Raw genomic sequence first — 20813 nt, 5'->3', positions numbered from 1 at the left:
TAACTTATTGTGGCGTACGATGTTAACTTCCTCTGCTCAGGATGTTAACTAATCAATGACAGCTCGGTTAACATCGTACACGCTACTTAGTTAACTTTTTTCCGGTGAAAAGTTTGGCTGTAACGGGGAAACTATTTATCTTTGCATCCGTTCTCCGGAAACCTGCGGAAATAGCTCAGTTGGTAGAGCATAACCTTGCCAAGGTTAGGGTCGCGAGTTCGAGTCTCGTTTTCCGCTCTCCTTTTTAAGGATGCTCGAATGGTGGAATGGTAGACACGAAGGACTTAAAATCCTTTGGCCATTGCGGCTGTGCGGGTTCAAGTCCCGCTTCGAGTACAAATGTTTTATAAAAGCTCTGTAAATCAATGATTTGCGGAGCTTTTTCTTTTCCCGCAGGTATATTACAGGCACAACCCGTAAATCCTTTAAAATCATCTCACGGGATGGATGGATTCATCTTATGAGACGGATAATTTTGTTTCGTGGGATGAATAAATCTATCCCGCGAGATGAATTATTTCGCCTTGCAGGACGGAGGAAGCGACACTCTTATGAAATCAAATCAATACATTTGGTACCCCTTCACCCGCTAACCCGCATAAATAGAAAGATATGAAAGGTGAAAGGGTATCTTGCATAAACAGCATTTCTGCTGAATACATACTCTAATCGTTTTTCTCTACTGTGATAATTCATTTTGCCATATATCAAAAAACTTTTTCACTATAGTCAAAATGAGATGTTGCGTATTCGTCCGGATTAATGATACAGACGGGGACGTTTATTATTAAACCGATAACCTATACCGAGCATCAGGTAGTTGGGCTCATGGAAATCTTTCAGGTTATATCCTATGTGCAGAAAGGTGTCGCGGGTCATGTCAATTTTGAGAGCCAATATTTGGTAGAATGATTGAAGGTCGCCACCGCCATGCAGGATATTGGCGCCGAAACCTATGCCGACAGTGAAATAAGGCATCACCCATTCTCCACGTGCGGATACACCCAATGAAAGTTGTTTGCGAAGCGGGGGAATACCGAACGCGTCTTCCTCATTGCCGCCGTCGAGCGGGGTAATGTAATCTTTGGCGTAAATATTGGCGCTTGCATCATACACACCATCCAAAGATACTCCTGCGCGGAACTTATACCCGAAATTATACATAGGGGCAAAGCAGAATCCTGCTACGGCATATTTGTCGGGAGCCGGGACCTGTCCACCCGGTACATCGATAGCTTTCCTCCGCCACGAACCGAACAGTGTCAGGTCATAACTGACATGCCTGGGGAATGACGGAACCGGAATTTGTTGTGACGGTTGTAACGCTTTGTCTATATCCCGATTGAAATTATATACCACTCCGATTTTAAAATCTACCGTATTCAAACCGGTATTGGGATATTGGGTATTACCGTTAGAGAAATGTACCGCCGCTGCGCCGATATTGAGGTCGAACCGCGGAGACAGTATCCAGTTCAGATGAATTCCGGCATTGAGATATGCATTGACTTTGGTTCCTATAACGGTATTATTGGCGTTGGCGAGGTAATCGTATGGTTTCCAGCCGAAAGATGCGCCGAATCCCCATTCGTAATTAAGTGATAAGCGGGGAGTGAACCTGGCAATACGCGCGCCTTGAAAAGCGTAGAGGGCGACAGGCGTTCCCATCTCCCTGCGGTTGCCGAAATCGAAATAGCCTACTCCCATTCCCTGATAAGAACTTCCGTATACTCGGTCGGCGGCCGTACCCGGTTGCAGTTGGAATGAGTATTTCAGATGGGCGGAGCAGGCGGAACCCAGTCTTTTGCGCATATCATTTTCGCCCCGCAGGAAAGAGCTGGTGGGGAATATATATCCCGGTCGGCCTTCAATGCCGAGGCGGTGGATATAGCTATCTTGCGCGCATATATGGCCGGACAGGAACAGGATAATCATTAAGAGAAGCATCTCTCTTCCTGCCCGCATTCTACTACCCATGTGTCGTGGCGTTCTTCGTTAGTGATTGGATTCTTTTTGCAAAGCCCGATTCACGTGCAAATATAGTCCTTTTATCGTTTTATCTACATAAAAAGCTTATATTTGCAAAGTTAATAATTCATCATCTATGTTATTCAGGAAATTTATGACTGCAATCTTTGCAATCTCCGCACTTGCCGGACAGGCTCAGGAGAAACAGTTCAGCATTATTCCCGAACCGGCGGAGATAACCGTTGCCGGCGAGGGGACGGTTCAAATTGAAAGAGGCATGCTTGTCCGCGTGTCCGATTCTTCCCTGGTTGCGTCGGCTGATTTTCTTGCCGATTATACAAATCGTTATTTAGGTATCCCTCTGCGGGTTGATGTGCCAAAGAAGGGGAAAAAGCGTACGGCTGATAAGGCGGTAAACGGTATCGTTCTGGTCAATCGGAACAACGGTGAGGTTTCCGGTGGCTATCGGCTGGAAGTTATTCCCGGTACGGGTATCCGTATTGAAGGAAATGATGCGGCAGGCGTATTTTACGGGGTACAGACTTTGATTCAGATGTTGCCCGTACGAGCCGGTGTATTGCCGATTCTTGCAGCGGCCAAGGTCGTGGATTATCCCCGTTTCGCTTATCGGGGGATGCATCTGGATGTGGTACGCCATTTCTTTCCGGTAGAGTTTATCAAGAAGTATATAGACTATCTTGCTTTGCACAAACTGAATTATTTTCATTGGCATCTTACGGACGACCAGGCCTGGCGTGTAGAGATGAAGTGCCGGCCTGAGCTGACGGCGAAAGGTTCTGTGCGCGAAGGGGAAATAGAAGGACTGTATCCGGGAAAGTATCAGCCGCTTCCTTATGGCGGTTACTACACTCACGAAGACGTCCGCGAGGTGGTGCGATATGCCGCCGAGCGATACATCACCGTTATACCGGAGATTGACATTCCCGGGCATTGCATGGCTGTGCTTGCCACTTATCCTCAATTCAGCACTACACCGGATGAGCCGAAGAAATGTGCGCTTACCTGGGGAATCTTCAATAAATTCAATAATGTGCTTGCTCCCAAGCCGGAAGTTTTCGACTTTCTGAAAGATGTATTCTCGGAACTGTGCGACTTATTTCCCGGGCAATACATCCATGTGGGGGGTGATGAATGCGCCAAACGCTGGTGGCAGGAATCCGAGCAAACGCAACGGTTCATGCGCGACCATGGTCTGGCTGACGAGAAAGCCTTGCAAAGCTATTTTATCCATTATGTACAGGATGTTGTCAACGCTAAAGGGAAAACGCTTGTCGGCTGGGATGAGATATTGGAAGGCGGTATATCCGAGGATTGCATTATCATGAATTGGCGCCGTCCGAACTATGGCGTGAAAGCATTGAAAACCGGGCACCGTGCCATATTTGCCTGTTCGGCATGGTCGTATTTCAACATGAAAGAAAGCCGTACACAATCCGAGATAGGGCCGAGAGGACCTTTATCATTGGAGAAGGTGTATGAGTTTCAAATTGTTCCCGATTCTTTGACTGACCGACAGACTGAACTTATTTGGGGCGCGCAAGGGTGCCTATGGACGGAGTATATTCCCACTACATGGAAAGTGGAGTTCTCTCTCTTTCCCCGTATGGCGGCGTTGGCCGAGAATGTCTGGTCGCCGGTAGAGAAGAAAAGCTGGGATAACTTTTCACGTAAGGTGGAAACGCAGTGTGAAAGATATGAATTGTGGGGAGCGCGTTATTCGGATGCCTTTTTCCGTTTGCAGGATATAGTGCGGAAACGGTAAGTCTCATCCCTAAAAATAAAGGGAATGTGCCAAAATGATATGTTAATCATCATTTCGGCACATTCCTTTCTTTTATAAACCTTGTATACCTCTTCTTTGTTCGAAGCGGTTATTTCTCATCGTTCTTCCGGATTTCCACACGGCGTATTTTACCGCTGATGGTTTTGGGAAGTTCGTCTACAAACTCTATGACGCGCGGATATTTGTAAGGTGCGGTCACTTTCTTTACGTGGTTCTGCAACTCCTTAATCAGTTCTTCCCCTGCACGGTCCTTATATTCTTTGGACAGTACAATGGTAGCTTTCACCACTTGTCCCCGAATTTCATCGGGAACTCCGGTAATGGCGCATTCTATAACCGCGGGATGCGTCATCAGGGCGCTTTCCACTTCGAACGGGCCGATACGGTAACCGCTGCTCTTGATAACGTCGTCGGCGCGTCCCACGAACCAGAGATAACCGTCCTCGTCTTTCCAGGCAACGTCGCCGGTGTAGTAGATGTTATCGTGCCATGCTTCATGGGTGCGGTTGGCGTCTCGATAATATTCTTTGAACAGACCGAGCGGTTTGCCTTTGTCGGTGCGGATTACAATCTGTCCTTGTTCACCGGCTTCTACCGAACGGCCGTCATAGTCTATCAGGTCTACATCGTATTGCGGGTTCGGCAGTCCCATGCTGCCCGGCTTGGGTTGCATCCATGGCATGGTGGCTACGGTAAGGGTGGTTTCGGTCTGTCCGAAGCCTTCCATCAGTTTGATGCCTGTCAGTTTCTTGAATGTATCGAATACGGCGGGATTCAGCGCTTCGCCGGCAATGGTGCAATATTGCAATGACGAGAGGTCGTACTTCGTCAGGTCTTCGTGAATCAGGAACCGGAAGATGGTAGGCGGCGCGCAAAGCGAGGTGACGTGATAGTCCTGTATCTTTGTCAGAATATCGGCGGGAGTGAATTTCTCGTGGTCGTATACAAAGATGTTGGCGCCGGCTATCCACTGCCCGTACAGTTTGCCCCATACGGCTTTTCCCCAACCTGTATCGGCAATGGTGAGATGCAGGCTGTTTTCATGCAGATTATGCCAGAAACTTCCGGTAATGATATGTCCCAAAGGATATGTGAAGTCGTGGGCTACCATTTTCGGCTCGCCGGTGGTTCCGCTGGTGAAGTACATCAAGGAAATGTCATCGTTGCTGTTGGCGTGTTCCGGTCTTACGAACGGGGCGGCATCGGCTATGCCTTTGTGGAAATCCTCAAAGCCTTCGGCTATCTCCGGACCTACACTCACCAGCTTCTTCACACTCGGAGAGTCCGGCATGGCGGCGGTGATATGGTCGGTAATGACGCTTTCGCCTGCACAGACAATCATCTTGATGTCTGCAGCATTGCATCGGTATACAATATCTTTCTTGGTAAGTAAATGTGTGGCGGGAATAACGACGGCACCCAGTTTGTGCAGTGCGATGATGCTGAACCAGAACTCATAACGGCGTTTCAGAATCAGCATTACCATATCTCCGTGCCCGATGCCGAGACTCCGGAAATAGGAAGCCGTCATGTCCGTATAGCGCTTCATGTCGGCAAATGAGAACTGGATTTGTTCGCCCTTGTCGTTGGTCCAGAGCAATGCGGGCTTGTCGGGTTGTTCGGCAGCCCAGGCATCCACTACATCATAACCGAAGTTGAAATTCTCCGGTACGTTAATCTTTAAATTCTTGATAAAGTCCTCTTGAGAAGTGAAGGACGTTTGCGATAAAAATCTTTCTACCATAACTTTAGGGATTAAGAATGGGGAATTGGGTATTAAGAACCTGATGTACGGCATAAGCATACACCCCGTTCTTCATTCTTCGTTCTTCATTCTTCATTTATGTTGTTACATGATTACAGCAAGGAACCGTACTTTCTTTCCGTCCAGCGCTTTCATGCCGTGAGGCAGTTTGGAGTTGAAATACAAACTGTCTCCTTCGTTTAAAATTAAATCTTTGCCGTCGATACTCAGCATCATGCGGCCTTCCAGAACGAGGTTGAATTCCTGTCCCGAGTGGCTGTTGTAATGTATCGGCTCGTTTTCCGGTTTGGGCTCTACGGTAACGATGAACGGATCGGCGTTGCGGTTCATGAAGCCGGCGGCCAGTGATTGGTATTTATAGGCTTTTGTACGCTCGATGCTGGTTCCTTTTCCTGCACGGGTAAGGAAGTAGCTGCTCATTTTCGGTTCTTCGCCGAACATCAATGCGTCCAGCGCAATGCCGTAACGGCGGGCTATCTTTTGCAGCATGCTTACGGAGATGTCAAACTCTCCCGTTTCTGCAAGACGGTATTCTTCTGCCGAGATATCGCAATCGCGGGCGATGTCTTCGGTAGTCAGCTCCAATACGTCGCGCAATCCGCGCAGGCGTTCGGCGATTTGTTTAATCTGTTCGTCCATGTGGTTCGTATTAAGTGGATTAGTTCTGTTATTTACTTGCTTTTATGGCATTGATAATGGCGGAGGAGAATCCCCGGTGCTCCAGCTCGTTGATACCCTTGATTGTAATTCCGCCGGGAGTGCATACTTTGTCAATCTCCACACTGGGATGCGTATCGTTGTTCAGTATCAGTTCGGCGGCGCCTTTTACCGATTGGGCTATCATGCGCATTCCGTCCTTGGGGTAAATGCCCATCTCTATTCCGGCTTGCATGGCGGCCTGGATATATTTCAGTACGTAAGCAATACCGCAGGAAGTCATGGCGGTGGCGGCCGCTATTTTTTCCTCGGGAATCAGCATGGCAAGTCCCATCTGGTTGAAGATGTCGAGCAGCAGTTGTTCCTGTTCTTTGCTTGCATTCCGGCTGGAGATAAGCGTCATGCTCTCCATCTCGCTGATAGCGGTGTTGGGGATGAGGCGGAACATAGTCATTTCCTTATCTGCCACATAGTGCGCCAACTCCTCGAAAGGTATGCCGGCCGCCACGGAGATAAGTATCTGTTTGCTTTTCAGTTTGAGTTCGCTCACTACGGACTTCATCAGCCACGGTTTAACGGCGAGTATGATAAGCTCGGCTCCGGTCACGGCTTCCTGGTTGTCGCGTGTGGTTTGCAACGCCGGGAATTCTGCCTTCAGTACATCCAATTTACTTTGCGTAGGATTAGAAACAATGATGTCATTGGCCGGGATGATGGTTCCTTTGGCCAAACCGCGGGCGATAGACCCGCCCATATTTCCTGCACCGATAATTGCTGTTTTCATATCATCTTGTTATTTAAAATGTTGTCTTCCGGCAAAGGTATGGATTTTCTATAAAAAACGACCGAAACAGGAAGGTATTCTTCTTTCGGTCGTCTCTTTTGTCGGCTGATTATTCTTCAAATATCAAAGTACTTTCTTAAAACGTTCCAGGAAGAGGTTCGCTTCGTCCATGCCGAGGCATAGAGGCGGTAACAGGCGGAGTACGTTCGTACCGCTGACACCCGTAAACACATGTTGTTCTTTCAGTAATTTCAGACGCAGTTCTTTGATAGGTTCTTCAAATTCAAGACCGATCATCAATCCGCGTCCGCGCACTTCTTTGATTTGCGGGAATTTCTTCAGTTCTTCCAGCAGGTATGCGCCTGTTTTGGCAGCGTTGGCTACGAGTTCTTCCTGCTCGATGACATCCAATACGGCAAGCGCTGCGCTGCAAGCCAGATGGTTGCCGCCAAAAGTCGTTCCAAGCTGTCCGTAGACAGGAGTGAACACCGGACTGATAAGTACGCCTGCCATCGGGAAGCCGTTGCCTATACCTTTGGCTACGGTGATGATGTCGGCTTTAATGCCGTTGTACTGGTGGGCAAAGAACTTGCCGCTACGTCCGTAACCGCTCTGGATTTCATCCAGAACCAGTATGGTATTGTATTTGGTACAGGTTTCACGCAGGGCTTGCATAAACTCATCGGTCGGTAGCTGTATGCCGCCCACTCCCTGAATGCCTTCGATGATTACGGCGCATACATCGCCTTTTGACAGTTCGGCTTTCATTGCCTCTATGTCATTCAGCGGGAGATAGGTTACGTGTCCGCAGTTATTGATAGGGGCGATGATTTTAGGATTGTCGGTCATCTCTACTGCCAATGAAGTCCGTCCGTGGAAAGCCTTTGAGAAAGATACCACGCGTGTCCGTCCGTTATAGAACGAAGCGAGTTTCAACGCGTTCTCGTTGGCTTCGGCTCCGCTGTTGATAAGGAACAGGGAGTAATCGTCGTATCCGCAGACCTTACCCAACCGTTCTGCCAGTTGCTGCTGCAGTTTGTTGATAACGGAGTTGGAATAGAATCCGAGTGTGGCTACTTGTTTGCTGATCATCTCTACGTAGTGCGGATGTGCATGCCCGATAGAGATTACCGCATGACCGCCGTAGAGGTCGAGGTATTCCGTACCTTTGTCGTCCCATACATGGCAGCCTTTTCCTTTGACAATATTAATGTCGAAAAGGGGATATACATCGAATAGTTTCATTCTTTTAGTAACTGATTACAAATTAAAAATGCTTTAGAAAGCGCTGGGCTTCAGTTTGAGGCCGACCGTTTCTTCCAAATTGAACATCAGATTCATGTTGTGTACGGCTTGGCCGCTGGCTCCTTTCAGCAAGTTGTCTATACAGGAAATGATAAGAAGCTTGTCACCATGCTTTTCCAAGTGTATAAGGCATTTGTTGGTGTTGACAACCTGCTTCAAATCTATGTTCTTGTCGACGATATGCGTAAAGGAGTCTTTGGCGTAATACTCTTCGTACATACGGACAATCTCTTCCAGCGCCACTTTGGTCTTTATCACGATAGTGGTAAAAATGCCGCGGGGAAAATCGCCGCGGTAGGGGATGAAATCGATGTCCGAATCAAAGCTGTTCTGGAGCTGTTTGAGCGATTGCCTGATTTCGGGCACGTGCTGGTGCTCGAAAGCTTTGTACACACTCATGTTGTTGTTGCGCCAGCTGAAGTGGCTTGTCGCTCCCGGCTTGACGCCTGCACCGGTACTGCCGGTGATGGCATTCACGATAATGTCATCGTTCAGCATCAGGTGCTTGGCAAGCGGAAGCAATCCCAGCTGGATGCAGGTTGCGAAGCATCCGGGGTTGGCAACATGCTTTGCCGTACAGGTAGCCCGGCGGTTCAACTCGGGCAGTCCGTAAATAAAGTCATGGTCATCGCTCTTGATGCGATAGTCCATGGAGAGGTCGATTATTTTCAAGTCTTCCGGTACGTTATGGCTTTCCATGAATTTCTTAGTGTCGCCATGTGCCGTGCAGAAGAAAAGCACATCAATCTCGTCCAACGGAAGTTCGTCGGTGAATACTAAATCTGTTTCTCCGTACAGTCCTTCGTGTACGTCGGTAATTTTGTTGCCGGCATTACTCGAGCTGTTGATGAATACGATTTCCGCTTCGGGATGATTCAGCAACAGGCGTATCAGTTCGCCTGCTGTGTATCCGGCTCCGCCGATGATTCCTACTTTAATCATATTGCAGTGTCTTTAGGTATGATGATACAGGCCAAGATGTAGAGCACGATTCCGGGAAACCCGGCAGTGAATATCGAGAGAAAGGCATATCCCAAGCGTACCAGTGTAGGGTCCAGACCGAAGTATTTGGCGAGGCCGCTACATACACCGCCAAGCATTTTGTCGTTGACGGAACGTGTCAGTTTCTTTTCCATATCAGATGTTTTCTTTTTCGTCTTTGTGGTTTGAGTAATAGGCGCGCAGTGCGGTGGAGGTTACTTTGATGAAGCCTTTGGCGTCTTCCGCAGTCCAGCCTTTCTGCATTTCGCCGTATTCGCCGAATTTGTTCTTTACAAGGTCGTCTTCACTCTCCACGCCTACGGTGAAGAAGCTGAGCGGGCGGAGTTCGAGAATGGCGGTACCGTTTACATTGCGCTGAGAAGACTCCAGCATGGCTTCAATATCGCGCATTACCGGCTCCAGATATTGGCTTTCGTGCAGGAACATGCCGTACCAGTTGGCTACCTGGTCTTTCCAGTATTGCTGCCATTTGCTCAATGTGTATTTCTCAAGGAACTTGTGCGCGCCGATAATCAGCATGGGAGCGGCGGCTTCAAAACCTACACGGCCTTTGATACCGATAATCGTATCGCCCACGTGCATGTCACGGCCGATGCCGTAAGCCGCGCCGATTTCCTCTACCTTCTGGATGGCTTTGATGGGGTCGTCAAACTTTTCATCATTGACCGCTTTAAGTTCACCCTTTTCAAAGGTCAGGCGCAACTGCTCGCTGCCTTCTTTTGTACAATGTTTCAGGTAAGCGCTTTCGGGAAGTCCCTGTGCGGAATCCAGAATCTCACCGCCGCAAATGGAAGTACCCCACAAACCTACGTTATAGGAATATTTCAGTTTGGCGAAGTCGGCTGCAAAGCCGTGTTTGTTCAGATAGTCTATCTCTTCCTGGCGGCTCAATGCCATGTCGCGTGTCAAGGTGATGATTTCCACGCCCGGAGCCATTACAAGGAAAGTCATGTCGAAGCGTATCTGGTCGTTGCCCGCACCGGTAGACCCATGCGCAATGGCATCTGCGCCTATTTCGTTGGCATAGCGTGCAATGGCCAATGCCTGGAAGATACGTTCGGAACTTACGGATATGGGATAAGTGCCGTTACGCAACACATTGCCGAATACCATGTATTTCAAGCTCTTTTCGTAATATTCCTGCGTTACGTCCAAAGTGATATATTTTACGGCACCCAACTTGTAGGCGTTTTCTTCGTTGGTTTTCAACTGCTCGGGGCTGAAACCACCGGTGTTGGCGCAAGCCGCATATACTTCGTATCCTTTCTCTTTAGCCAGATACATAACTGTGAATGAAGTATCCAGACCACCGCTGAATGCGACCACTACTTTTTTCTTCTTTGCTTCCATAACTTTTAAATTAAGAGTGAAGAATTAAGAATGAAGAATTTGGCTGCGCTTTATGCTGCATAGTAATTCTTCATTCATAATTCCTCATTTATTTATATTTTATCTTCTTCGTGTAAATTCGGGTCGTAAAGCATTGCCGTACAGATGCAGAACTTCCGGTTTTTGGCTACTAATATGTCATGGTTGATGCAGCCCTCGCAACCTTTCCAGAAAGACTCGTCGTCTGTCAGCTCATTGAAAGTAACCGGTACGTAGCCCAGTTCGGTATTCATCTTCATGACAGCAGCCCCACTGGTCAGACTGAAAATCTTGGCCTTGGGCCATCGCAGGCGTGCCAGGCGGAAAGAAGCCGTCTTAATACGTTTTGCAAGTCCCAGGCCGCGGTAGTCGGGATGTACGATAAGTCCTGATGTAGCTACATATTGCTTGTTTCCCCAACTCTCGATGTAAGTGAAACCGGCGAATTCCTCTCCACACAAAGCTATAATAGCTTTTCCTTCTTTCATTTTAGTCGCTACGTATTCATGCGTGCGTTCTGCGATGCCCGTTCCGCGTACCTTGGCAGCTTCTCGGATGGTATCCAAAATCTTATCCACGTAAACTTCATGTGAGGCATCAGCTACCATCACATCAATTTGTTTCGAATCCATTTCTTTTATTTCGTTATATTATAGTTATACTGACTTACTTCATGTTAGGAATGATTTGTGACAGAAAAACACGCACCTCTTCATGGGATGCAGCCTCGTGCAGAACCATCATTATCGTATCGTCCCCGGCGATAGTGCCCAGTACGGCGGGACATTCGCGGTTGTCGATGTCGTAGGCCATGCTGCTGGCATAGCCCGGACGGGTACGGATGACGGCAATATTCTTGGAGAAATGAAGTGAAACGAATCCGCTGGTCATCAGCATTTCGCTGGCGCTTTGGTCGTTGCTGCGTTTGTACATGATGTTGTTAGGCAGTACATATACATATTTCCCGTTCATATTGGCCGCTTTGGCTACTTTCAGTTGCTTTAAGTCGCGCGACAAGGTGGCTTGCGTCAGTTCAAAGCCCTCTTTCCCCAAAGCCTGCAACAATTCTTCCTGAGAACTGATGTCTTTGCTTGAGATTATCATCTTGATGGCATCTAACCGATTAGCTTTCTTTTTCATCTTTCTGTATAATTATTCTTAGAACGGCGCAAAAGTAGGGAATATTTTGGAAAGAATATACAGAAAGGATGGCTTTTTTATGCTTTTTATACAAATAAGTATGCGAAAATGCATAAAATATCGCTTTCCATTTATCAAGTCTTCTCATCAGAAGGGGCTTCTTCCACTACTGAAGAGTCTTTGGTCGTACCTTTTTGGTAGTGCGAGGGGGCTACTCCGAATTGCGCTTTAAAACATTTACTGAAGTAAAAAGGATCACTGATGCCCACTTGATAAGCTACTTCCGCCACAGTGGGATTATCCGGTGAAAGTAATAATTCGGCGGCTTTTTTCATGCGTACCATCCGTAAATATTCGTTGGGAGAACAACCGGTCAGCCCACGTAGTTTCTTATAAAAAACAGTACGCCCTAATCGCATCAGCGCGGCAAACTCGTCAATGCTGAGTTCCGGACGGGAGAGATTCTGTTCGAGTACGAGATTCAGGCGGTCGACAAATTCTTTGTCGCGGTCTGTTGTACAAGTTTCCGGATGTATGATACCGGGTTCATTGGAGTATTTTCTACGTAGTTTATCCCGCTGTTCTATCAATTTGAAGATACGTGCCAACAATAATTTTATGCTGAAAGGTTTCGCTATATAAGCATCTGCTCCGGCTTCAATTCCTTCCAAATGCTTTTCGGATGAACTTAAGGCTGTCAGCAATATAATAGGTATATGGCTGGTAGTGAAATCCGACTTTAGTTTTTTGGTTAATTCAAATCCGGTCATACCCGGCATGAGTACATCACAGACTATCAAGTCGGCATCATATGTGCATGCTTTCTTAAATCCGGATTTACCGTCGGCTTCTGTTTCTACTTCAAAAAAAGGAGAAAGCTCTTCCTGCAGGAAACCGCGGATATCATTATCGTCTTCTATAACTAGAATTTTACGTTTATCCTCTGTGATTGGAGCATTCTGCTGAATATCGTCCTGTTCGGACGAAGATATGTCGAGAGGATGAAAAACAAGACTGTTTTCTTCCTCTTTTAAAAGGGCATTTCCTGCTATCAAAAAATCTTTTTCTTCATAAACAGCTTTATCAGCGGGCAGATATATTGTAAAAATCGAGCCCCCGCCTTCATTTTCTGAATATTCAATTCTTCCTTTGTGCACAAGAACTAATTCCTGAGACAAATGAAGTCCTACTCCTATGCTGTTGCGTGAGAAGTTGCTTTGCATGAAACGCTTGAAGAGTTCTCCTCGCTTTTCTTTTGGTATACCCACCCCCGTATCCGATACTTGGATTTGCAGGTGTTTTTGTGTATTATCTATTGTGGCGGACAATATAATACGACCGCCCGAGGGTGTGTACTTAAATGCATTGGACAATAAATTATAGGTTACCTTATCTATATTGCCTTTATCTATGAACATTTTGTAAGAGGGGATTGAAGGCTTGAACTGAAAGTCAATCTTTTTTTGTTCTGCTACATCCCCAAAACTGAGAAAGATTTCATAGAGAAAAGCCATCACATCGGTTTCTTCCAATGAAAGCCCTAACTTATTGTTTTGCATTTTTCTGAATTCCAGTAGCTGATTGATTAGTCTCAACATTCGGTTGGTACTCTTGTTCATCGTTTGCAACGGACGCACCGCTTCCTGGGGTAAATGGCTGATGTGTTGCATTTTTTCCATCGCTCCCTGTATTAAAGTGAGGGGGGTACGGAATTCGTGGGATATATTGGTGAAAAATACTAATTTATACTCTGTCAGTTGTTTTTCTACATTGATACGGTTGCGCAGAGTATTGATATTGCGAATGACTCTGTAACTGAGATAAAGCAAAGTCAATGCGAGTAATGCATAACAGGAGAAAGCCCAATCCGTTTTCCAAAAGGGCGGGCGAATAATTATTCTTAATGTTGTTTCCCGTTCATCCCAAGTACCGGTTTCATTCCGTACTTTTACGTGGAGTGTGTAATTGCCCGGTTTGAGGTATTTGTAAGAGGCAAAATTAAGGGAAGAGGGAGTACTCCATTCCTTGTCATAGTTTTCAAGCCGGTACATATATTGGTGATGTCCGTTGCTTGAATAGTCAAATGTTGAGAAATAGATTTGGAACGAGTTTTGGAAGTGTTTGAGCCGGATTTCTTCGGAGTAAGATAATGATTGTATGAGTGGGGAGTCTTTCCCATTGGGAAGTACCTGTATTCCATTTATATACAGGTCTGTGAAGGTTACCGGTACGGACGGAATGCTACCTTGCATTTTTAGCGGATCAATAATGACAAGTCCATAGTTGGTGCCGAATATTAGTTTTCCGTCTTCTTTTTTATATGCGCAGTTTTCACTATACGCATTACCTAATGTCTGCGAGGCGAACAGGTAATTGTTAAAGGAATGGCTTTCAACATTGAATTGAGATAATCCGTATTCTGTTGCAATCCATAGATCTCCTTTGTCGTCCTCAAGTATTGATTGAACGGTATTGTTTACAAGCCCGTCTTGGGTATCGAAACAATCATATCTCAGGTTGGTATAGTTGTTTTCGGGAGAGCATAATACTATTCCCATCCCTGATGTACCTGCCCAAATCCGTTTTTTACTATCTTGAAAAAGATAGATGATGCTGTTACTGCAGAATCTGCCGTTGGTGTGGCTGAATAAATGGTAGTTGTTAGGATTGCTAATCAGGGAATCCGGATGAAACAGGCAAATACCATTGCTGGTACCCATCCAGAACATACCGTTTTCATCTTCAAGCAATGTTCGGATTTCACTTACTCCGTGTATGTATTGAAAGAAATGCTTAAATTTATATCGATTGTTAGAATCCGGTAAGGCAAGGTCTAAGCCGCCGCCGAATGTCCCTATCCACATACGATTGTCTCTGTCCTTATGAAAAGTAAATACATTATTATTGGACAGACTATAAGGTTCGGAGTCACTGTGGCGATACCATTGGGAATCTATTTTAATTCCATCTCCTCGTGTTCCTAACCATATTTGCTCTTTGGAGTCCGATGCGATGGCATATATATTGGAACTGAAGTCTGTTTTCTGCACCATTTTCTCCAATGAGGGATTATACATATAGACCCCTCCCTTGCGTGTCCCTATTCCTATATTTCCATCAGGCATCTGAGCGATCATGCGGATACTGTTGGAGCGGTCTAACAATTGCTGGTTTTCAGGGTAGATACGTTCGGGGCTTTCATTCTGTACAGTTATACGGGTTATACCCAGAAATTCGGAACCAACCCAGATTACACCGTTACGGTCTTCTGTCACGTATAATAAAAAATCCGTATCGATGCAGCCGGTACTCGCCGTATCTGCTGTAAAATGTTGCAGTGTACCATCGTTTGTGTTGTATGTGAAAAGTCCGTTTCCATATGTCGAAATCCAAATAATGCCTCTTGAATCGTGTACAATATGATAACGTTCAAAGTCGATATGATTTATTTGCTCTTTCGGAATGAGTTGGAATTCTTTAATATTACCGCTTTCTGATTGTACATACCATACAATTCCGGTATGATTATATATCCAATAGTTTGCATGATTGTCACGGATTATTTTACCATTTTTCAAATGCAGTTCTTGGTCAATCGTGACTTGTTGTGTTTCAAAATCATAATTGTAAATTCCGGTTGAGGTCAGGATAATCTGTTTACCCAATAAAAAGAAATTGTCGAAGGACGTTTTCTTTTCCTGTTTATCGGGTAATGATGCGATTTTAATAGGTTTGTTATCAAGCTCTTTATACTTGTAAATAGTACCGTCTTGTGTAAGAAGGTAGACCATATTCTTATGCGAGAAAACGGAAGCCCAATTAAGCGCTCTATCTATAATTTTTGTTTCTCCGTTTATGGTAACGGCCAGGCCGCGCTTGGTACCGATCCATGTTCTCCCGGAAGCATCTTCTTCTATAAAATTGATTTGATTGTCAGGCATATTGCCTTCTTCCGTTTTGTATACGGTAGAAACCAAACTTCTGTCGGAGTGATGCGTAACTCTCAAACATCCATTGGTGGGATGCCACAGCCATATATCTCCATTAGAAGCGAGGTAGAGTTTGGAATAGTTCTCTCCTCGTTTATCTTTTTCCGTGTAATGTACAAAGCAGGCTTTTTGCAGGTCGTAACAGCTATATATACGTGATGCGGTGCCAATCCATAAAAAGCCGTGTTTATCTTCGGTGATATTATAGATACGGTTATCGCTCAATGCCGGTTTAATTTCGTCTTGAGGCTGGAAAGTGATGAATGAATTTCCGTCATACCGACTTAACCCGTTTAAAGTACCTATCCATAAAAAACCTTTGCAATCCTGATGTAAGTAGCGGATTGTGTTACTGGGGAGCCCGTCACTGGTTTTCATGTGTTCGGAGTATAACTTTATTCCACCGTATACATGGGTTGTATAAGCTAATAATAGAATTAAGAATAAAAAGAGTTTGTGTCTCATGATAGAATATGGGATTTTCCAATATTGAACAAATATACTGAGATTGATTGAATAATAAAAGGCCTTTGTAAGGTATTTGAAAAGAAAAGAGAGAACCGAAAGTGATTCTCTCTTTTTCTCAGACATTTGTTATCCTGATTCTTTTATCCTTTGAAATTACTGCCTGTTGAGAAACTTCTAACCAATTTATAATATAATTGTCCTATTTCGTTTTCTTCTGTAAGTCCGAACCTAAATAAAATCCGGTATGAGTAGGCTGGTTATAGCCGATGTTTTGCAAAGTTGCGCTCATTTTATAGATGTGATCATTCATCAACGGACGAAAACGGTGCTCTGTTTCAAAGTCTGTGGTAAAAATGCGTAATTCGGTGTTGTCACTGCTTGCATAAATGATTTCTTCCCGCCAGTCTCCCCAAATGTCACCATAAAAACAGGGATTGGCTTTGGAACTGTTGATTGATTTCACGCCAAAGTTACTTCCGGTGAAGAGACGTGTCTCCAGTTCACCGGCGCGGCCGTTTATCAGTACTCCATCTAAGACTTGTCGATTTAATGAGCCGCTCCACCAGATTCCCATATTATAGCTTTGGCCGCCACCTTTGCCCGAAGGTTGTGAACGGTTGAGCAACTCTCCCTTACAGGAGAATATCTGATTTTTCGGATAAGATGCCCATACCTCACATCCGGGAGAATCCGGATCAATGTCGGCTACCATGCAGCGCCCTACATCTCCACCGGAACCTTGCAGGCTCCAAATGAGTTGGCCGGTACCGGCATCGCGGAATTCCAAACCGACATTTCCGTTTCGTTTGCACTCTTCCTTGCAGGCTACAACCTGTAATCCTTCACGTGTAGGGTCAAACTTACCTAAATGAAGAGCGTCACCGTGTCCAAGGCCGGTTGCATACAAACCGGTTCCGTTGTGGTCTATACAGCAAGAGCCGAAAATAATTTCGTCTTTGCCGTCATTATCTACATCTCCTACTGCTAAATTATGGTTGCCTTCTCCTTTGTATTGCTGATTGTCGGGATAAGTATTGAAATGCCAGCGTTTTTTCAGTTCATTGCCGGATAAATCGTAGGCGGCCATCTGCCAGTTTTGATAGTATCCTCGACTTATTACGATACTCGCCTGCCCATCCATTGAACCGAAGTGCCCCACTGCCATGAGGAAACGGTCTATGCGGTTTCCCCAGTTATCTCCCCAATAGGACATCCAGGTGTCTTCTTCACCGCGGGGAATGTAATCGGTACGTGCAAGTTCGGTTCCGGTACTACCGTCTATAACGGACAGGAATTCCGGGCCTTCCAATACGCGGCCATTTGTTTTATTTCGGTAATCAATACGCTTGTCACCGTTGGTGTCGCCGATTGTGGTTCCATCGCCGAAGGTTGTTCCTTCCGAGGTACGTACAGCCACCTCCGCCCGTCCGTCACCATTTAAGTCGTAAACGATGAAAGGAGTATAGTGCGGTCCTTGACGGATATTGATTCCGAGGTCTATCCGCCAAAGAAAAGCCCCGTTCAATTTATAGGCTTCCAACAAACAACTTCCGGGATCGACCGTTTTTGCCGTATTGTCATGGTTGACTACCGAGCGTTTTAATACGATTTCATATTCTCCGTCTCCATCCAAATCTCCCACGGCGGCATCATTGGCTTGATATACAAGTGAGGGATCGGGTACATTAGTATTCAGCTTGATAGTGCGATAAAAGTTTTGCGCCATAGCCGGTGTGAAAGTATAGGAACATAATGTTTCTGTACTCCCGGTCTTACAGACTTTATATTCATTATTGACAGTAACGTCGGCAGTCAAATCTTTATAATTGCTACTGTTGGCGATAGGGTTGTTATTCAGTTTCTCAAAGTTTCCTCCGTCCGTACTGCGATAGATGTCGAAAGCTATGTCATCCGGATCCGTATCCAAAAAACGCCAGCTTACTAATACGCCTTTACGCTCTATCGCTTTTACTTTGTCACTTTGGAATTTGGTGTTATAACTTGCGGTCATGGCACGTCTGTCGCTGATGACGGCGGTTTCCGTTTTCTCGGAAGTATCTTTCTCCTCTCCGGCTACAGGGGAGAGGAGATAAGGGGCTGCTTCGGAGCATGATACAGCGGTGAAAAGCAATAGGCTGCATAGGAAGCTTTTTCTATAGATTGTTTTCATCATCTATTTTAATATGTTAGCGTACTTATTCACTGACGATACCTGTCCAGCTATCTGTAAAGCGGAAGTTTCCTACGTTACCTGTCAATCCATTCCGGTTCTTCAACTGAATTGCTTTTATGGAAGCTTTGAATTTCTCCGGATTTCCTTCTATGGTGACTGAGGGAGCCGGTTCTTCTTTAGTCAGTTCCGGATCGATAAACAGTGACAGTTGGTTGTTTGCGTAGTCCATTTTAAATATGACAAGGTGCGTCTTGCCGAAGTCATAAAGCATCTCTACAGATTTTTTATTCTCTTTGCCTTGTCCCAAAGTGAATTTCAACTTGCGTCCCGAATTGGATGCGAATACTTGTCCGAAGCCTCCGGTAAAATTATAGCTGGAACTGAGTGTTGGCAACTCAAATTGTCTTTTATTTGGAAATGCCTGCGGAAGATTTACAAGATAGGCAAGATAATAGGTTCCTGATGAATAAGTTCTTCCTTTCTCCATTGAATAAACTGTGGTGCGTTCACCGCCTGCACCCTCAGGGATACCACCAAACACAATAGACATTCCTTTTTCGCTATATCCTTCATACTTGAGCGGAGTGCCGATAAGCGGACTTGTAGCTCCTTCGACAGGGGATGTAGTAGCTGCGGCGCACCAAGTATCTTTTTGTAGAGGCGCTTTCTTACCTCGTTCGGTATATACTCCTTTTTCCAGGGCATTCCCTTCTGTATAACCGTTCAATAAATCATTTTTTACGACTTGGGCATTTCCCAAAATAGCTGTAAAGGCTAAAGCCAGTGATAATACTACTTTTTTCATGATGTTTGATTTTTTAATATGAATATGCTTTATTGATTATTTGTATGCTTCGTTTTGTGTGTACAAGCCGTCGTTTACCAATAACTGTTTGTCGGGTATGGGATAAACGTACATGCCTTCTTGCACGTTTCCGGCAGCGCTTATTCCTTCGTTTCCTTCCAAGATATATGCGGCCTTAATATATTCTGTGAAATTTCCTGAACGTACGATATCGTGCCAACGTATGCCTTCACCCGCCAACTCGCGACGCCGCTCATCCAAAACGCAATTTTTAAAAGCCTCTGTGGTTTTCTGGGAAGCGGAGAGTTCTTTGAGTCCGGCACGTACACGTATTTTGTTTACCATTTCCACTCCTTTGTCGGTAGGTCCGGCTAAGTCTGCGTACATCAACATAACGTCTTCTAAACGAATCAACGGGTAATTGATAGGGAATGAATTTCTGTCTACAATCTGGTCGTCAATCTTGCTGAATCCCAATGTGTCCCGTTTCATAATATTCTCGAACAGTTTCTCGAAGTAAGATTCTCCTTTCCGGATCGTGGGCAGGAAACGGATTTCACCGGAGTTCTCCCGGTATAAGTTTCTCAGGCTTTTCGAGGAATTGATTTTATTTCCCGACATAGTGACATGAGACAAGCTGGATGACACTTTCGGCAGGGAACTGAATATCATCGGATTTCCATAGCCGGATTGCATGGCGTATTGTATCTCAAAAATATGATATTTGTTGTCGTTGTCACTAATCCATATTTTTTTCCACTCTTTGCTGTCTTTTGCCCAGTATTTATTGCCGGCATTGGCATTATCTATTACTGTTTCCAACAATTCCATGGCAGGTGCTTTTTTACTGTTGTCCCATAACGGGAATCCTGCCATTGTCCAATATACACGTCCTAATAGCGCTTGAGCCGCCGGTTTGGTAGCACGTCCGGATGCTGATTCATTACCATTGTAACCATAGGCTATATCGCCCATATGATTTATGGCATATTCCAAATCGGGAATGATGATATTTTCATAAATATCTTTGGCCTCGGATTGTGGCGTTTTCATTGCTTCGTCAACAGTCTGTGAGGAAGTTACTGCCGGTACGCGCCCGAAGAAACGTACCAGGTCAAAGTAAGCGAATGCCCGTAAGAAACGCGCTTCAGCGATGAAAGATTCCTTTACGCTGAAACCCTCTATCTTTTCATCGAACGCCAAGTTTTCTATTTTTTCAAGCAAGACGTTTGCGCGGGCTATTATTTCATAATAATCGGTCCATGCGGCTTCCAGTGTGGAAATTTGCGAGATTTGTTTCCTGAAAGCATTAAAGGCCATATAATTTTGTTCGTTATCATCCGGCATGCCAGTCCATACATCATCGGAACGTACGTCAGACAGCATTAAATAATAACTGGATATGGGCAGTAAACCATTATATACGCCCATTAATGCTTGTTGCGCTTCTTTAGGGTTGGTATAGAAATATTGAATGGTGCGTGCGTCCGAAGGTTCCACATTCAAGAATTCATCACAGGATGAAAGGCTGATGCTGAGGCTTAACAGCCCACTTATAATATAATTGAGTCGTTTCATATTCTAC

15 protein-coding genes and 2 tRNA genes are annotated in these 20813 nt (G+C 45.4%); 3 read left to right on the top strand and 14 right to left on the bottom strand.

The window, feature by feature from the left end; translation table 11 throughout:
- Positions 1–164: 164 nt before the first annotated feature.
- Positions 165–237 (top strand) — tRNA-Gly (locus tag BHV73_RS00125).
- A gap of 15 nt (positions 238–252) precedes the next feature.
- Positions 253–336 (top strand) — tRNA-Leu (locus BHV73_RS00120).
- Positions 337–759: 423 nt separating this feature from the next.
- Here the strand turns inward: BHV73_RS00120 and BHV73_RS00115 are convergent.
- The gene (locus BHV73_RS00115) at positions 760–1977 is read right to left on the bottom strand and encodes an acyloxyacyl hydrolase (RefSeq protein ID WP_087413630.1); all 1218 of its coding nucleotides are present in this window, start codon (positions 1975–1977) and stop codon (positions 760–762) included.
- A 145-nt stretch (positions 1978–2122) separates the two neighbouring features.
- Here BHV73_RS00115 and BHV73_RS00110 point away from each other — a divergent pair, with 145 nt between their 5' ends.
- The gene (locus BHV73_RS00110) at positions 2123–3751 is read left to right on the top strand and encodes a beta-N-acetylhexosaminidase (RefSeq protein ID WP_239420191.1); all 1629 of its coding nucleotides are present in this window, start codon (positions 2123–2125) and stop codon (positions 3749–3751) included.
- A 109-nt stretch (positions 3752–3860) separates the two neighbouring features.
- Here the strand turns inward: BHV73_RS00110 and BHV73_RS00105 are convergent, their stop codons facing one another.
- The 13 genes from BHV73_RS00105 to BHV73_RS00045 form a co-directional block, all read right to left on the bottom strand.
- The gene (locus BHV73_RS00105; protein WP_087413632.1) at positions 3861–5516 is read right to left on the bottom strand and encodes an AMP-binding protein; all 1656 of its coding nucleotides are present in this window, start codon (positions 5514–5516) and stop codon (positions 3861–3863) included.
- 105 nt (positions 5517–5621) lie between these two features.
- Positions 5622–6176 (bottom strand): helix-turn-helix domain-containing protein, encoded by a 555-nt coding sequence (locus tag BHV73_RS00100; protein ID WP_022218464.1) that lies wholly within the window; start codon positions 6174–6176, stop codon positions 5622–5624.
- Positions 6177–6204: 28 nt separating this feature from the next.
- Positions 6205–6978 (bottom strand): pyrroline-5-carboxylate reductase, encoded by a 774-nt coding sequence (gene proC / locus BHV73_RS00095; protein ID WP_009121879.1) that lies wholly within the window; start codon positions 6976–6978, stop codon positions 6205–6207.
- A gap of 123 nt (positions 6979–7101) precedes the next feature.
- Positions 7102–8223 (bottom strand): aspartate aminotransferase family protein, encoded by a 1122-nt coding sequence (locus BHV73_RS00090; RefSeq protein ID WP_087413633.1) that lies wholly within the window; start codon positions 8221–8223, stop codon positions 7102–7104.
- Positions 8224–8256: 33 nt separating this feature from the next.
- Positions 8257–9225, bottom strand: coding sequence for an N-acetyl-gamma-glutamyl-phosphate reductase (argC, locus tag BHV73_RS00085; RefSeq protein WP_087413634.1), 969 nt, complete (start codon positions 9223–9225; stop codon positions 8257–8259).
- On the bottom strand, positions 9222–9419 hold the full coding sequence (locus tag BHV73_RS00080) for a PspC domain-containing protein (RefSeq protein WP_009121883.1): 198 nt from the start codon (positions 9417–9419) through the stop codon (positions 9222–9224). The genes argC and BHV73_RS00080 overlap by 4 nt, the downstream gene beginning before the upstream one ends.
- A gap of 1 nt (position 9420) precedes the next feature.
- Positions 9421–10635 carry an argininosuccinate synthase gene (locus BHV73_RS00075; RefSeq protein ID WP_022219208.1) on the bottom strand — a complete coding sequence of 405 codons (1215 nt, stop codon included), beginning with the start codon at positions 10633–10635 and terminating at the stop codon, positions 9421–9423.
- 92 nt (positions 10636–10727) lie between these two features.
- Positions 10728–11285 carry a GNAT family N-acetyltransferase gene (locus tag BHV73_RS00070; protein ID WP_009121885.1) on the bottom strand — a complete coding sequence of 186 codons (558 nt, stop codon included), beginning with the start codon at positions 11283–11285 and terminating at the stop codon, positions 10728–10730.
- Between the two features lie 34 nt (positions 11286–11319).
- On the bottom strand, positions 11320–11793 hold the full coding sequence (locus tag BHV73_RS00065; protein WP_009121886.1) for an arginine repressor: 474 nt from the start codon (positions 11791–11793) through the stop codon (positions 11320–11322).
- Positions 11794–11927: 134 nt separating this feature from the next.
- Positions 11928–16247, bottom strand: coding sequence for a hybrid sensor histidine kinase/response regulator transcription factor (locus BHV73_RS00060; RefSeq protein ID WP_087413635.1), 4320 nt, complete (start codon positions 16245–16247; stop codon positions 11928–11930).
- Positions 16248–16449: 202 nt separating this feature from the next.
- Entirely contained in the window at positions 16450–18423 is a 1974-nt protein-coding gene (locus BHV73_RS00055; RefSeq protein ID WP_241148729.1) for a rhamnogalacturonan lyase, read from the bottom strand.
- Between the two features lie 22 nt (positions 18424–18445).
- On the bottom strand, positions 18446–19228 hold the full coding sequence (locus tag BHV73_RS00050) for a hypothetical protein (protein ID WP_087413636.1): 783 nt from the start codon (positions 19226–19228) through the stop codon (positions 18446–18448).
- A gap of 36 nt (positions 19229–19264) precedes the next feature.
- On the bottom strand, positions 19265–20806 hold the full coding sequence (locus BHV73_RS00045) for a RagB/SusD family nutrient uptake outer membrane protein (protein WP_087413637.1): 1542 nt from the start codon (positions 20804–20806) through the stop codon (positions 19265–19267).
- Between the last annotated feature and the right edge of the window lie 7 nt (positions 20807–20813).

This window comes from Bacteroides sp. 44_46 (assembly GCF_001915465.1).
GTDB classification, from domain to species: domain Bacteria; phylum Bacteroidota; class Bacteroidia; order Bacteroidales; family Bacteroidaceae; genus Bacteroides; species Bacteroides clarus.
This window is presented reverse-complemented; position numbering and strand designations above follow the sequence as displayed.

What these genes read in the sequence shown, in the direction of transcription:
- BHV73_RS00115 (WP_087413630.1), bottom strand. Translation starts at nt 1,977, where the DNA reads ATGGGTAGTAGAATGCGGGCAGGAAGAGAGATGCTTCTCTTAATGATT.
- BHV73_RS00110 (WP_239420191.1), top strand. Translation starts at nt 2,123, where the DNA reads ATGACTGCAATCTTTGCAATCTCCGCACTTGCCGGACAGGCTCAGGAG.
- BHV73_RS00105 (WP_087413632.1), bottom strand. Translation starts at nt 5,516, where the DNA reads ATGGTAGAAAGATTTTTATCGCAAACGTCCTTCACTTCTCAAGAGGAC.
- BHV73_RS00100 (WP_022218464.1), bottom strand. Translation starts at nt 6,176, where the DNA reads ATGGACGAACAGATTAAACAAATCGCCGAACGCCTGCGCGGATTGCGC.
- proC (WP_009121879.1), bottom strand. Translation starts at nt 6,978, where the DNA reads ATGAAAACAGCAATTATCGGTGCAGGAAATATGGGCGGGTCTATCGCC.
- BHV73_RS00090 (WP_087413633.1), bottom strand. Translation starts at nt 8,223, where the DNA reads ATGAAACTATTCGATGTATATCCCCTTTTCGACATTAATATTGTCAAA.
- argC (WP_087413634.1), bottom strand. Translation starts at nt 9,225, where the DNA reads ATGATTAAAGTAGGAATCATCGGCGGAGCCGGATACACAGCAGGCGAA.
- BHV73_RS00080 (WP_009121883.1), bottom strand. Translation starts at nt 9,419, where the DNA reads ATGGAAAAGAAACTGACACGTTCCGTCAACGACAAAATGCTTGGCGGT.
- BHV73_RS00075 (WP_022219208.1), bottom strand. Translation starts at nt 10,635, where the DNA reads ATGGAAGCAAAGAAGAAAAAAGTAGTGGTCGCATTCAGCGGTGGTCTG.
- BHV73_RS00070 (WP_009121885.1), bottom strand. Translation starts at nt 11,285, where the DNA reads ATGGATTCGAAACAAATTGATGTGATGGTAGCTGATGCCTCACATGAA.
- BHV73_RS00065 (WP_009121886.1), bottom strand. Translation starts at nt 11,793, where the DNA reads ATGAAAAAGAAAGCTAATCGGTTAGATGCCATCAAGATGATAATCTCA.
- BHV73_RS00060 (WP_087413635.1), bottom strand. Translation starts at nt 16,247, where the DNA reads ATGAGACACAAACTCTTTTTATTCTTAATTCTATTATTAGCTTATACA.
- BHV73_RS00055 (WP_241148729.1), bottom strand. Translation starts at nt 18,423, where the DNA reads ATGATGAAAACAATCTATAGAAAAAGCTTCCTATGCAGCCTATTGCTT.
- BHV73_RS00050 (WP_087413636.1), bottom strand. Translation starts at nt 19,228, where the DNA reads ATGAAAAAAGTAGTATTATCACTGGCTTTAGCCTTTACAGCTATTTTG.
- BHV73_RS00045 (WP_087413637.1), bottom strand. Translation starts at nt 20,806, where the DNA reads ATGAAACGACTCAATTATATTATAAGTGGGCTGTTAAGCCTCAGCATC.